Origin of the sequence: Alteromonas sp. KS69 (assembly GCF_003989595.1) — a bacterium.
In the GTDB taxonomy this organism is placed as follows: Bacteria; Pseudomonadota; Gammaproteobacteria; order Enterobacterales; family Alteromonadaceae; genus Alteromonas; species Alteromonas naphthalenivorans.
In genome coordinates, this window is the sequence record NZ_PYHU01000038.1 from 1 (window position 1) to 12,800 (window position 12,800).

A 12,800-nucleotide genomic window follows, 5' to 3' on the forward strand; every position below is an offset into this window, starting at 1 on the left:
GGGTCTATATTGATCGCTTACTTTACAAAGGCACCCTACTCTCGCAGCGCTATATATCACCAAATTTACGCAAAGACTTACATGAAACCCAGATTAAAACGGTGGAGTTAACGGCTGAGGTATGGCGTAAACGACTATTTGATATCAGCTGGTTTATGCGTGCACTAAATGAATATATTGCCAGGGCCGCTAATAAAGAGGATGACTCCACTGGGCATTTTTGGGAAGGGCGGTTTAAATCTCAAGCGCTATTAGATGAGTCGGCCCTGGCCGCCTGTATGGCTTATGTTGATTTAAACCCGGTACGGGCAAAAATGGCCAAAACACCCGAGACATCAGACCATACCAGTATTAAATACCGTATTAACGCAGCCAAGGTAGGCAAAACCCCCAAACGACTTATGCCTTTTGTGGGCAATCCAAGGCAAAAGATGCCACACGGTTTACCTTTTACCCTCCCCGACTACTTACAGCTTGTAGATATAACCAGCCGATATATTCATCCAAACAAGCGCGGCAAGGTTGAACATAACCTGCCTACTATTTTAGAACGTCTCAATATTGAACACGAACATTGGCTAACTTTAACCACGCAGTTTGAAACATGCTTTAAGCAGGCTGCTGGCAAGGTGATTCACCTAGAGCAATACGCACACAATCAACATCAGCAACGAGTTCAAGGGCGACAAAGCGCAATGCGATTGCTGGGATAGTGTTGCATCTAAATAACGAACCTCGCAAAACTGATTGTCACCTTACGCTGCTGAAGAAATAAATACGCTTAAGCACCTCACCCCCCCTACACGCACTTCTGCTTTTTCTAACCATTGACTAAAAAGAGACGTTTACCTAAACAATGAGAGACGAATATAGACCTCATAAAAGCAGCTTTAACTTTCTAAAAATGCCTGTCTTGTTTAATCGCAGAATGTATACCGTTGCACACAAAGATGCCTGTCTTGGTTAGTCTAAAACATTTTATTTCGCCACTCCTTTATCAACCATAAGCTTCTTGCTACTAGTTGTTAAAGCGTATACGTAATCATCGTATTCGCTCATGTAAGTCCCATGCAGATACCCACTCTCTTCTAATGATTCAAGTAAATACTCTGTTTTTACTTTATCGTATTTAGATTTTCGAATAATGCCCCGCTTTGTACTCTCACCCCCCTCTAATGTAATTTCTTGTATGATATTTTCTTGTTCCGAGGTTAGGCTTTTAACCTTTTCTTTTGATATAGTGTCAGTTGTATTGCGGAGTGACTCTCTCTCAATTCTTAACTCATCGATCTCTTTCTTGAGTTTCTCTCTAACATCGTCACTATCAATATCTTGAAGTTTCTCGTCTCTTTTAGCCCGATCTATAAGTTCCTCTTCTGCCTTGCGAAGAATCTCAGCTCTCGCATCTTCAAGCTCCTGCTTTTTCAAAAGGAGGTTATGTTCAGACTCAGCCTGCAACGAATTCCGTAATGTAGTTGGTTTTGTAGAAAGATACATAACTAGATATTGCAGCCAAGGGTAAACAATTAAATAACTGACAGATATCAAAAATGGAAACAAAAAAAGAGTTAAGTAATCTGTACCATTTTGAAAGTATTCAATTCGCTCGGTAACCTTACCTTTGTCGACTAATAAATAAAAGATCTCGCTCCAATTCACTGCCAAGAGAGAGAATATATAATATCCAAATAGAGGACTCTTAATCCTTGAATCTATCGCTTCGATAATATCTTTCAACAGAACTCTTCCATACGTTTAACGCCGCAATAACCGGCGCGTAGTTAATTGCCTTGTTATACGTTTCCAATAATCTCAACAAATTTAATCCTATCAGGAGACACAATAACATTTCCTGAATCGAAAAATGTATTTGCGGATGAAGCTGCTTCGAAATGCGTTTCTCCATCTTCAACCAGCTTTAAGTAAAGCAATGCTTGAGGTACTTCATATCCTTTAGATTCAGATGTGAAAGAGACTAGGCAAGGAGTACTTATCTCTTTAAAACTATTTACTAATTGTGAATAGTTTTCACCAAGTAATGTTCCGGAAAAATCCTCTACCATTTCAGGGGAATCTAGATAATTATGGTTTGGTGAGGGGGCATGAATAGCAATATCTCGCATTAGAAATGCAAATGGACCTTCATCATGATCCCCTTGCTTTCCAGAAATAGACATTGAGAATGGATTGGAGCCAAAGCTTTCCATCCCTTCTGATAATTCTTTGAGCCGTGGCTCTATGAATTTTCTTGCCTCACTTTTAGTAAGGATGCCAAGTTTATTAAACAGGCTCAAATCTTCGGTTCGCGTTCCGTGAAACCAGACAACGCTTATATTATCTTTTGGGTGCCCGAGAATATCACAAGCCTCCTCATATAAGACCTCCTCAGCGGGCTTATAGATGCTTTCGAATGGATTTATAGATTGCAAAACTGATGCTAATTTGTCCTCAGTGGTACTAAAAATATCTAATATAGATGTTTTGGTGGACTCATAATTTGAACAATCTAAAATCACGTACGGTTCATCCTAATTATTTACGTATAACGCCCGCATTTGCAGCTGGTTTGGAGCGCAGCGGAAAACCAGTCCGACAACATGCGCTTGTTAAGTTTTCTCTGCATTGGCGACAAAGTGATCATAATATTTACGCGCCTCTTCCTCTGGACCAAGCGCAACATCAATAAGCATTTGAAGACTCCAAACGGGTCCAGGGATTACCTGCTCTAAGTCTAGGTCTTCGGGATACGCTTCTGGATCTATTGCCATTTCTAAGTTTTCAAACCACCAAATTTCTATTTTCCGTAGTAAACCGATCATTTCATCAAACGCGCCTGCGACATCAAAGTCGACACCAGATGATGCAAAGGTGAGCATTTCGTGAGCCAAGGTGTTGCGACATTTTTTTATATGCTCGAATTTCTCTAAGTCTTTATCATCAATCGCATTCATATCTTGTAGCCATTTCAATGATGCATAAAGAGGACTTCTGTTAAGGGAAAGCACCTTTTCTTTATATTCTGGGCTAACTATCATTCCATTTTCATCAAATCCATTTGTAAAAAACCCCTCTATCTTTTCAATAATGCCGCTTTTGAGCATTTCGAAAGCCATTGAAAATATTGAGGCGGTAATAATATTTGTCTTAAGCGTCTCGGGATGAAGTGCTCGTTCCCATGATGCTTTCACTTTCTCGTCCATGCTCGATCTCGATAAAGAAACTTAACGCCTCATTCAGAGGCAATAAAATAGCTGGTGAAATTAGCGAGGCACGAGCAAAAACCAGCTGTTTTTTGTCCTGCTGAAATGACTTTATGCGTTTTTGAAGTTAGCTTTATTGTTAGCTTGTAGTTCTGCAATCGGCTTAGCCCTGCCGTATAGAGCGAGTAACATTTTTAATTGAACTAATTCGTCGCCTTTCGATATTTTATGCAGCGACTGAACCTGACTACTTGTCAAACTGAAACCTTCTTGCAATTGTTTAATAGATTTTTGTACAAAAATAATTTCTTCTCTTAATTGCTTAACTTCAAGGTCTTTAATCTTTAACTGAGTCAATTTACGTTTTTGATATTGAGAATAAATTAAATTATAGGTTCCTGCGATGCTAGCTATAGAAGCACATATAGATGAAACAATAATACCAATGTCTTTTGCTACATCTGAAATTAATGTTAATTCGATAAACCCTGGTGATGCGTATTGAATTTGTTTTACTTCTGGTTTACTTTCGGGAGGAACAAGTTTCCCCATTATGCTAAAGAAACCAACTACACTACCACCGCCTAACCACGGCATTCTTTCGAATTCTAATTGTGAAAGTTGATTACTCTCAACTGAACGCAAGGCATAGAAAAAACCATACAGCTGCATGTACTCTTTTGTAAGAATAGAAAAATCTTCTAATTTCCATCTTTCATCCAAAAGTATGTATGAATTACCTTTTTGCATGATACTCCTTAGCTGAGATTAACATTGACGCATAACGCCGCGCTCTGCGGAAAATTTGTCCGACAGCAGCGCCTTGTTATGCATTGTCTTGGAGATCTTGAAGTAACACATCGAGTTGGCGCGTAAGTTGAGGCTGGACCGAGTGACAACTAAGTGCAGAGGCCAAGTAATCAGCAACGTTCTCCCGTTGTTCCTTAGGGATATCATCAGCTTTCATGATTGAGAGTTCTGTATTGATTTTTTGGCAATCTTGGGGAGACAGCTCTCCTCCATTTTTAACTTGATAAAGTTTTCTAATCGCTGGATTCATATCATGCCCTTTTTTTAAAACGGAATGTCATCATCAAAATCGTCAAATTTGTTATCGACTGGAGCAGGGTCAACAGCCTTCCAAGTCACTCCACCTTCAATGTTCGCGATTGGAATCATCTGGGTTTCACCAAAATAATCACTTCCGTTTCGATATATTCCGGCATGAGCAAACATCATATGAACATTGTGATCTAACATGATATTTTTTGGATAGAATCCGTTTTCATCTTTATAACCTGCTATATAGCTTTGAAGCGCTCGAACAAGGTCTTGAACACTAGGTGGTTCGTGATGAGGCTGGGAAGAAAGAAAACGAGACAGCTCAAAATAACTGATAACATTGTCCCAATCCATTACATGGCATTCTTCAATTTTAGGCATTAAAAATTCTGCAAATGATGCATCGAATCGTTCGCGACTTTTGATTATTTGATAATCACATCGTGCATCCTCAATACATCTTGCCACCTCAAGCAGGTCTCTATCTGGGGAGAGAAGACCATTATTTTCCACATTGATTGCCTTCTGTGCTTTCGCTAACAGAGCTTGTTCTTCACCAGTAAAAAGAAGCCTGCTTTTTTGAGCCCGCCTAGCTTTTAATAGGCCCATTGGAATGGCGAGCACAATAACTACTGGAATCATTATTATATTAATGATCAATCCAATTATTTTTCCTATTAATCTAGCCACTTTTTCCGCTCATGAGTTGATGTGTAAATGCGAAATTTTCACTGCTTACATCCAGCTAAGGATACAAAACGATCGAACAAAATCAGAAATTTATTCTTGGTTTTAATCAGTGTTGCCGCATTTTCATTGTCTGGGCACTGAACCATGAATTTAGCGCTCCCCCCTGTGGAGGCGAAATGTTGACCAGAAAATTGACTAAAGCGATGCGTTGCCTCGCAAACGCACTCATATGGAGCCCCATCGTAAAGTGAGAAGTCTCGATTTTGGAAAGGGGAGTCCCTGCGGCCTTTTTGAACTCTTCCTTATCAAGTATTTTCATAAATTTCTCCAGTGCTTCATAGATGCATAGCAGCTCATTATACGAAAAAAATCCTTCATACAAGATGGAAAGTTTCCGTACATCATTTCCCTAATCAACAAACTTTCGCACGAAAACACTCTATTATCAATCTACTACGTTCCTGCCTTTCAAAACCGCTCCAACATTCCGGAATAATTCCTTTTTATTCCCAACTGCTCAAAAACAGCAGCAAACTGTATAAATACACACCCCACCAATATCCCCCAACCCACTCACTCAAACACTAACCTATTCCCTTCAAAAGCAACTCGGTCTTTCACCTCCAACCGCATATATTCCAAACCCCCTACCTCTTCCAACAAACTCATCAATTCTAAGCTTGGCTGTTCAATGCTATTAAACACATCTAATACACGTTGTAATTTGTATTGATGAAAGCTGAATACAAAACGTTGCTCTTCTACATTTTCAGTTTCGCTTCGCCCTATTTTGAAGTTGTGCTGCCCTATTGTTCTTGGAATAAAGCGTAAAGTATTTTCATTACTCGCATTCTTCTCTCGCCAATCAGCTAACGCTTCTGAAGTGTTTTTCAACACCGGCCATTGCTGGGCAAACATATTCTTTAATAGGGGCAATAAGGTTGAGGGTATTTCGTCGTTTTCTAAAAAGTCAGGGGTATTTATGTCGTTCCTGGCAGCAGCACTTGTGTGCTGTTCAGCGCTTGGGTTATTCATTCGCTTAACCCAGGCGGCTACATTGGGTGCTAGCTTATCCATTAATTGTTTTGGTGCAGGGTCGCGGTATAAATGAGCATACAATGGGCCTAATAAACCAAAGTCGCCGGTGCAGGGTTTATCGCCCAGCAAATAGTTATGGGTGGCGAAATGTTCGTTTAAATAATGCAGAACGGTGTTTTCGTACCAATCTTCAATATGTGGAATGCTTTTCTCGGTAATGCCTAACAGTGGCACGAACCCTTGAAACTTTTTGGCTAGTTTCTTTCCAAAATACGCTTTAACAAATTTTGGTGCTTTAGGGGTAACTACTTGGCCGAACTCTTCATATATAAAAGGGAAGTTATCTTTGTTCCAGCGGTAGTGCATGGCGGGAATAACCAGCCATTCGTCTCCCCATAGGGCGAACAGTTCACTTACAAGGTGCTGTACCGGTGTGTTGGGCACTACTGATAGATGATTGGTGTTGGTATCTGCCTGTGTATTAGCCCGAGCCTGCGCTTCAAAGTAATCAATAATGCGGGCGGTATCTTGTAAGTATTCATCTGAAGGGGTTTTTACCACCGGAATAAAGGTAACACCGGTTTTCGGGCGAATAATTTTTTTGTAAACCGATACGGTAGACAGCACCTCGGTAAAAGGCAGTTGCTTATAGTTAAGGTAAGCGCGAATTTTACCCGTATACAAAGACACTTCAGAACCATACAAAATATACACTACAACATACTCTTAAACGCTGAATAACAACAAGATAATAGTAAGTCATGTTCACGTCTATGAAATGCCTATTTTGTTCAATGATATAGCGCTATAAGGATGGCTATTTATTAGCCATCTACTCTTTACTTACTACCCAGCTACGCACCAATAACTAGCCATCTATGCACCACCAATTAGTCATTTACCAATCGTTTCGTAGCTATACAAACGAAAAATGCAAAAAATATTTCACATCACAATTGTTACAATATAACATATCACCAACTTTCGACTTTATACCGTAAATCAATGACATCAAAATCTGTAATTAGTGCTAGTGAATTATCGGTACGTATAGGCCAACGTACTATTCTTGATAACCTTAATTTTGAAGTAGGCAAAGGTGAAGTGTTTGCCCTTCTTGGTGGAAACGGTGCGGGTAAATCCACAACCCTCAAAACCTTTTTAGGGTTAATGAAACCTAGCGCTGGCACAGCGTCTGTTATGGGTATGTCGGTAGCAGACAATACCAACGAAGTGCAAAAGTCGGTGGCTTATTTGCCGGAATCGGTCACGCTTTATGGTCACCTTTCAGGGTATGAAAACATTCGCTACTTTTTGTCGGTTGCGGGTGTCGAAAAAACGGACGATGCTATACATGAAGCCCTTAAAAAAGTAGCGCTTCAAGAAAATGCGTGGCACAACACCTTGTCGAACTATTCAAAAGGGATGAGGCAGAAAACCGCCATTGCATTAGCCATTCTTCGTAATGCCCCAGTGCTGTTTTTAGATGAACCTACTTCTGGCCTCGACCCTGCTGCTATTGATGAATTTAACTCGCTAGTGTCGGAGTTAGCAAACAATGGTGCCACCATATTTATGGTAACCCATGATGTGTATGGAGCTTGTCAGGTTGCGCACCGTATTGTGTTGCTAAGTAACGGCAAGCTTACGGGGTCGTTTGAACGCTCGGGCGATACGCCTATCGATACCGAAGCCGTTCACGCAGCCTTTGCAGGGCGCAAGTAATGGTTTACAAAGAAAAAAACCACATGGTAAGCAAAACAGTAAAAACCATTTGCGCTGAACAGTGGCGTTATTGGCTTCGAACCAAAGTTGCTACCACGGTGTTAATTTTGGGCAGTGTACTCACCCTAGCTGCACTTGTGGTAAATAGCTTTCATATTGAAGAGGCAGCGCACGCCAGAGAACACCTTCAACATGAAGCTGAAGAACGCTTTTTATCGCAGCCCGACAAACATCCGCACCGCATGGTGCATTACGGGCATTATGTGTTTCGTACACCTACCCCGCTTAGTGTAATAGAACCGGGTGTAGACACGTACACAGGTAACGCTATTTTCTTGGAAGGCCACAGGCAAAACAGTGCCATGTTTGCCGAGCAGCGTCAGTCTGCAGGGCTAACCCGTTTTAGTAGCTTAACGCCAAGCTTTTTGGCGTTGGTGTTAGCGCCACTGTTTATTATTTTAATTGGCTACGGCAGCGTTTCACGGGAACGTGAAGCACGCACTCTCACTTTATTACTTACCCAAGGTGCTAGCCGTTGGCAGTTGGTGTTGGGAAAACTGGTGGCCTTAATGCTGGCTAGCGGTATATTTTTACTGCCCTTGTTATTAGCTTGCGTGTACGTTGCTTTTTCCAATGAAAGCGCCTTAGTGGTAACGCTTTTTTGTTTAGGTTACATGCTTTACTTCATGTTATGGGCTGTGGTGGTTACCGCCTGCTCTACGTTATTTGAAAAAAGCAGTGCCAGCTTTACAGTGCTTATCGTTATTTGGATGAGCGCTTGCATATTGCTACCTAGAATGGGCAGCAGTGTGGCGACCAGTATAGAGCCCTCTATTGGTAAGTTAGAAGCCGACTTTAAAGTAGAAGAAAAGCTTCGTAGCTTAGGTGATGGTCACGATGTTAACGATCCGGCTTTTGTGGCTCTTAAACAAGACTTGCTCGATAAATACAATGTCGATTCGGTAGACGACCTTCCCGTGAACTTTCGAGGCATAGTGGCGCAATATTCAGAGCAGCGCCAAGCGGTTGTCATTAATGAATTTGCTGAAAGCCGCATGCAAGAAGAACTAGCCCAAGCCCGTATTGCAAGGCAGTTTGGCTGGCTTTCCCCTACCGTGGCACTGCGTTCGTTCTCTACCCTACTTGCGGGCACCAGTATTGAAACTCACCACCGCTTTTTGCGTGAAGCCGAAATGCTACGTATGCAGTTTGTACAAGGCTTAAACAAAGTGCACGTAGAAAAGCTTGATTACAAACTTGATATGAACCGCAATGCTAGCGAAGAAGCCGCAAACAAAGCGGTAGTACAGGCCAGTAACTGGGCAGTATTGTCTGAATTTAGTTTCCAGCCCGAAGCCCCCATGGCGCGCTTAAGCAGTGCTGCCATGTACTGTTTACAACTTCTTCTTTGGGTGGGTGTTGCTGTACTACTTCTTAATCTTGCAGTAAGGAGGCTAAACCCATGATGCGGTTTAACGATATTAAGCGCGAAGCGGGGTTTGTGTTTGCACACCGCCAATTTAAATTAACCTTGTTGGTGGTATTTCTATTAAGCACCGTAGCCTTGTGGTCGGGTCATGCTGAAATGCAGGCGCAACAAGCTACTATTGAACGCTTATTAGAAAAAGACACTGTAGAGCGTGAAGCGGTGCTTTCCCATCAAAATAGCTATGGCATGGTGGCGTATTACGCCTTTCACCTAACCTATGCGCCGCCGTCGCCCCTCGCCTTTGCTGTTGTGGGTGAACGTGATGTGTTTCCGTGGAAGCATCGTATACGTATGTTAGCCCTTGAAGGCCAAATATATGAAAGCGACACCGACAACCCAGAATTAGCCTTTTTAGGGCGTTTCGATTTTGCCTTTGTAGTAAGCGTGTTACTACCGCTATTTATTATTTTGTTGCTGTACGACTTAAAAGCAAAAGAGCGTGAAGCCAGACGTTTCGATTTACTTAATGTAACGGCGCGCAATAGCCATGCGGTATGGACCTCTCGTACGCTAGTTACCCTGGTGCCGTTAGCTTTAGTTACACTTATTCCTTTTATTGCCTTTGCCATTGTGAATGGCGCATCGCTACGTTCTATCTTGCTAGCCTGCGTTATTGTACTGGGTACTATAAGCGTGTGGTCTGCCATTGTATTGGCCATTGGCGCGGCGCAACGTTTTGCTAAATACAGTGCCACCCACCTTGCCTCGTTAATGTTGGGTGTATGGCTTATTACCACCGTAATAGTGCCGGTAACCGGTCATACCGTTATTAATGCGATTGTCGATACACCGGAAGGTGGCGATATTGTGCTTACACAACGTGAAGCCGTAAACGGTGCCTGGGATAAGCCGATAGAAGTCACGTGGGAAAAGTTCATTGAAACTCACCCACAGTGGGCTAATTACACGGCGTACGATCCTGAACGTGATGGTTCGTTTAACTGGAAATGGTATTACGCTTTTCAACAAGTTGGCGATGAACGGGCAAGCGAACTTTCTAACGCTTATCAACAAGCCACCCTTAGAAAAAACCAGCTGGCAGGTTATGTGTCTTTGTTATCGCCTTCGTTGCTAACCCAGCGTTTGTTGTCGAACACCGCTAACACCAACGTGCAATCTATGATTGATTATGAAAATAAGGTGCGCGCGTTTCACGCATCGTTGCGCGAGTTTTATTACCAACAACTTTTTGCTGCGCCTGAGTTTACAGAAGCCAGCCTTAAGCAGCTTCCACAATTCACTACAACTTCACAATTTACTACAACAAAAATGAACACACAGGAAAACACCAATGAAAAATAACTGGGTGAAATCTACACTCGCCATCAGTATTGCTGCATTTTTCAATGCCCCTGCTTTTGCTCAAACAAATGACGGTCAAACAAATGCCCAAGGCGCGTCTCAAAAAAACGAAGAAGCAAAGGTCGAGAAAATTACGGTACACGGCATGCACCGCGCTTATCAAGGTGCATTTGAATACAAAGAAGTGCCTGCCGCCGCGCAAGATATCGACTTAGGCTTAATTGGTGATGCAGGTGCCATTAACTTAAATGATGCATTAGATCTTTCTGCTTCGGTAGCCAGGCAGAATAACTTTGGTGGGTTGTGGAATAGTTTTGCCATTCGTGGTTTTTCTGGTGATGAAAACCTACCAAGTGGTTTCTTGGTAAATGGGTTTAATGCTGGCCGTGGCTTTGGTGGCCCTCGTGATTTGGCGGGTATCGACCATGTGGAAGTATTAAAAGGCCCTAAAGCGGCTTTATTTGGCCGTGGTGAACCTGGCGGTGCGGTAAACTTAGTGACAAAGCGCCCACAATTTGTTTCAGGTGGCGAAGTAAAAGCCACTTATGGCAGTTGGGATCAAATGCGCATTGAAGCCGACGTGCAAACGGTAGCGGGCGCAAAAGAAGATGTTGGCGTTCGCTTAGTGGGCTTTTACGAAGACGCTGAAAGCTTCAGAGATACGGTAGAAACCGAAAAGTTAGGCTTTTACCCTTCTGTTACCTGGGAATTTTCTGAAGATACCCGTATTACCTACGAGCTTGAATACACAAATCAAAAAATCCCCTTCGACCGTGGTGTTATTGCGGTGGATGGTAAGTTAGGTATACAGCCTATTGAAACCTTCGTGGGCGACCCATCTGGCGATAGAATTACTACCGACGTGGTTGGTCACCAGCTTGAGATTTCTCACGAACTCAACGATGACTGGAACCTACTTATCGGCGCTGGCCTGCGTGACACTACCTTTGAAGGTAATGCACTAGAAACCAACTTTGCAGGGCGTCAAACCTTGTTTATCGACCCAGATCAAACCTTGCTTTCACGCTTTAAACGCTACCGCGACTTTGAAACCGATTATGTAGTACTGCGCGGCGAAATAGCCGGTGAGTTTGATACGGGTTCAATTAGCCATCGCGTTATTATTGGTGGTGATTACGATAAGTTTGAAAACGATCAGGTTATCTTGCGCTACCGCCCATCTTATTTTTCTGGCGACACAGACATTAACGATTTGGATTTAAGCCAATATCTTGTGGTAGATATTCTTAACCCAGATTACTCGCCTGTGGCTGATGTTGAGTTGTCAGACAACCTAAACCGCCTAGAAACCCAAGAAGCGTGGGGAATGTACATTCAAGACCAAGTGAACATTACCGATAAATTTCAAGTGCGCTTTGGTGGTCGAATTGACAAATTTGAACAAGAAATTCAAAACCGCTTAAGCGATCCGGTAGCCATTACCTCGCAAGATGACACCCAATTTTCACCTCAGTTAGGTGCAGTGTATTTACTTGATGACAGCATTAGTTTTTACGCCACCTACGGTGAAGGATTTCGCCAACTTACGGGTTCTGATTATGCAGGTAATCCGTTTAAACCAAACCAATCTGAGTCTACCGAAGTGGGTGTTAAAACCGACCTAACGTCGTTCTTTAACAACGTTCGCGGCGACATCACCCTGTCTATCTTTAATATCGATCAAAGTAATATTTTAGTGTTCGATAGTAGTGATGAAGCGTCTGACGGTTTCTTTTTAACCCCTGGCGGCGAAGCGCGCAGTCGTGGTGTTGAACTAGATATTAACGCTGAGTTCAGCAATGGTATTGCGTTGTGGGTGTCTTACGCGTATATCGATGCACAAAGTACTAACGATGCGGCTGACGCTAACTTTGTGGCGGCTATTGAAGCGGGCGATCCGCTAATTAACGTGCCTGAAAATCAGCTTAGCGTTCAAGTAGGCAAAAGCCTTATGGTTTCAGATATGCCGGTGCGCTTAGGCACTGGTTTGTTGTACGTAGATGAGCGTTTAGGCCAAACAGCAACAGACTTCTATTTACCTAGTTACACTACCGTGCGCGCGTTTGCGCAAATTGAACCGGTTGAAAACTTAGTGGTACGTGCAGAAGTAGACAACCTTTTCGATAAAGAGCACTACACCAACTCTTTTGCCGATGTATGGGTTGAGCCAGGTGCACCGCGCCGCTTTAGAGTATCGGCGTCTTATCGTTTCTAGGCTTTATAGTTAAAAGCTTTGTAGTAAAAGCGAGAAAAGACGGCTGTAATAGAAAATGGTAATAGCGTGTTGTTCACTC

At 42.5% G+C, this 12,800-nt stretch carries 13 protein-coding genes; 5 read left to right on the forward strand and 8 right to left on the reverse strand.

Annotated features, from left to right (window positions below):
• On the forward strand, positions 1–713 hold a 713-nt coding region (locus C7Y69_RS17005; protein WP_126873485.1), incomplete at its 5' end, for a transposase.
• Between the two features lie 265 nt (positions 714–978).
• Here C7Y69_RS17005 and C7Y69_RS17010 read toward each other — a convergent pair.
• From C7Y69_RS17010 to C7Y69_RS17045, 8 genes are all read right to left on the reverse strand, one after another.
• Complete coding sequence (locus C7Y69_RS17010) at positions 979–1,737, reverse strand: hypothetical protein (protein ID WP_126873487.1); 759 nt, start codon at positions 1,735–1,737, stop codon at positions 979–981.
• Between the two features lie 56 nt (positions 1,738–1,793).
• Positions 1,794–2,516 (reverse strand): hypothetical protein, encoded by a 723-nt coding sequence (locus C7Y69_RS17015; protein ID WP_126873488.1) that lies wholly within the window; start codon positions 2,514–2,516, stop codon positions 1,794–1,796.
• Between the two features lie 90 nt (positions 2,517–2,606).
• The gene (locus C7Y69_RS17020) at positions 2,607–3,200 is read right to left on the reverse strand and encodes a hypothetical protein (RefSeq protein ID WP_126873490.1); all 594 of its coding nucleotides are present in this window, start codon (positions 3,198–3,200) and stop codon (positions 2,607–2,609) included.
• A gap of 111 nt (positions 3,201–3,311) precedes the next feature.
• Entirely contained in the window at positions 3,312–3,950 is a 639-nt protein-coding gene (locus tag C7Y69_RS17025) for a hypothetical protein (protein ID WP_126873492.1), read from the reverse strand.
• Between the two features lie 76 nt (positions 3,951–4,026).
• Positions 4,027–4,260, reverse strand: a complete 234-nt coding sequence (locus tag C7Y69_RS17030; RefSeq protein WP_126873493.1) for a hypothetical protein — start codon at positions 4,258–4,260, stop codon at positions 4,027–4,029.
• 14 nt (positions 4,261–4,274) lie between these two features.
• Positions 4,275–4,952 carry a hypothetical protein gene (locus C7Y69_RS17035; protein WP_126873494.1) on the reverse strand — a complete coding sequence of 226 codons (678 nt, stop codon included), beginning with the start codon at positions 4,950–4,952 and terminating at the stop codon, positions 4,275–4,277.
• Positions 4,953–5,058: 106 nt separating this feature from the next.
• Complete coding sequence (locus tag C7Y69_RS17040; protein WP_126873495.1) at positions 5,059–5,271, reverse strand: hypothetical protein; 213 nt, start codon at positions 5,269–5,271, stop codon at positions 5,059–5,061.
• Positions 5,272–5,525: 254 nt separating this feature from the next.
• Entirely contained in the window at positions 5,526–6,704 is a 1,179-nt protein-coding gene (locus C7Y69_RS17045) for a glutathione S-transferase family protein (RefSeq protein ID WP_126873497.1), read from the reverse strand.
• Positions 6,705–6,995: 291 nt separating this feature from the next.
• Here C7Y69_RS17045 and C7Y69_RS17050 point away from each other — a divergent pair, with 291 nt between their 5' ends.
• Genes C7Y69_RS17050 through C7Y69_RS17065 form a run of 4 tightly spaced genes read left to right on the forward strand, consistent with a single transcriptional unit; the run spans position 6,996 to position 12,721 of the window.
• Positions 6,996–7,715 (forward strand): ABC transporter ATP-binding protein, encoded by a 720-nt coding sequence (locus C7Y69_RS17050; protein ID WP_126873499.1) that lies wholly within the window; start codon positions 6,996–6,998, stop codon positions 7,713–7,715.
• The gene (locus C7Y69_RS17055; RefSeq protein WP_409513439.1) at positions 7,715–9,181 is read left to right on the forward strand and encodes an ABC transporter permease; all 1,467 of its coding nucleotides are present in this window, start codon (positions 7,715–7,717) and stop codon (positions 9,179–9,181) included. Before C7Y69_RS17050 ends, C7Y69_RS17055 begins: the two co-directional genes overlap by 1 nt.
• Positions 9,178–10,506 (forward strand): DUF3526 domain-containing protein, encoded by a 1,329-nt coding sequence (locus C7Y69_RS17060; protein WP_126873501.1) that lies wholly within the window; start codon positions 9,178–9,180, stop codon positions 10,504–10,506. The genes C7Y69_RS17055 and C7Y69_RS17060 overlap by 4 nt, the downstream gene beginning before the upstream one ends.
• Positions 10,496–12,721: a TonB-dependent siderophore receptor gene (locus tag C7Y69_RS17065; RefSeq protein WP_126873502.1), complete on the forward strand. Its 2,226-nt coding sequence runs from the start codon at positions 10,496–10,498 to the stop codon at positions 12,719–12,721. Before C7Y69_RS17060 ends, C7Y69_RS17065 begins: the two co-directional genes overlap by 11 nt.
• Positions 12,722–12,800: the final 79 nt, after the last annotated feature.

Bases quoted from the DNA above. Each gene is read 5' to 3' on its own strand.
- C7Y69_RS17040 (WP_126873495.1), bottom strand. From the start codon at position 5,271: ATGAAAATACTTGATAAGGAAGAGTTCAAAAAGGCCGCAGGGACTCCC.
- C7Y69_RS17030 (WP_126873493.1), bottom strand. From the start codon at position 4,260: ATGAATCCAGCGATTAGAAAACTTTATCAAGTTAAAAATGGAGGAGAG.
- C7Y69_RS17025 (WP_126873492.1), bottom strand. From the start codon at position 3,950: ATGCAAAAAGGTAATTCATACATACTTTTGGATGAAAGATGGAAATTA.
- C7Y69_RS17050 (WP_126873499.1), top strand. From the start codon at position 6,996: ATGACATCAAAATCTGTAATTAGTGCTAGTGAATTATCGGTACGTATA.
- C7Y69_RS17055 (WP_409513439.1), top strand. From the start codon at position 7,715: ATGGTTTACAAAGAAAAAAACCACATGGTAAGCAAAACAGTAAAAACC.
- C7Y69_RS17060 (WP_126873501.1), top strand. From the start codon at position 9,178: ATGATGCGGTTTAACGATATTAAGCGCGAAGCGGGGTTTGTGTTTGCA.
- C7Y69_RS17020 (WP_126873490.1), bottom strand. From the start codon at position 3,200: ATGGACGAGAAAGTGAAAGCATCATGGGAACGAGCACTTCATCCCGAG.
- C7Y69_RS17065 (WP_126873502.1), top strand. From the start codon at position 10,496: ATGAAAAATAACTGGGTGAAATCTACACTCGCCATCAGTATTGCTGCA.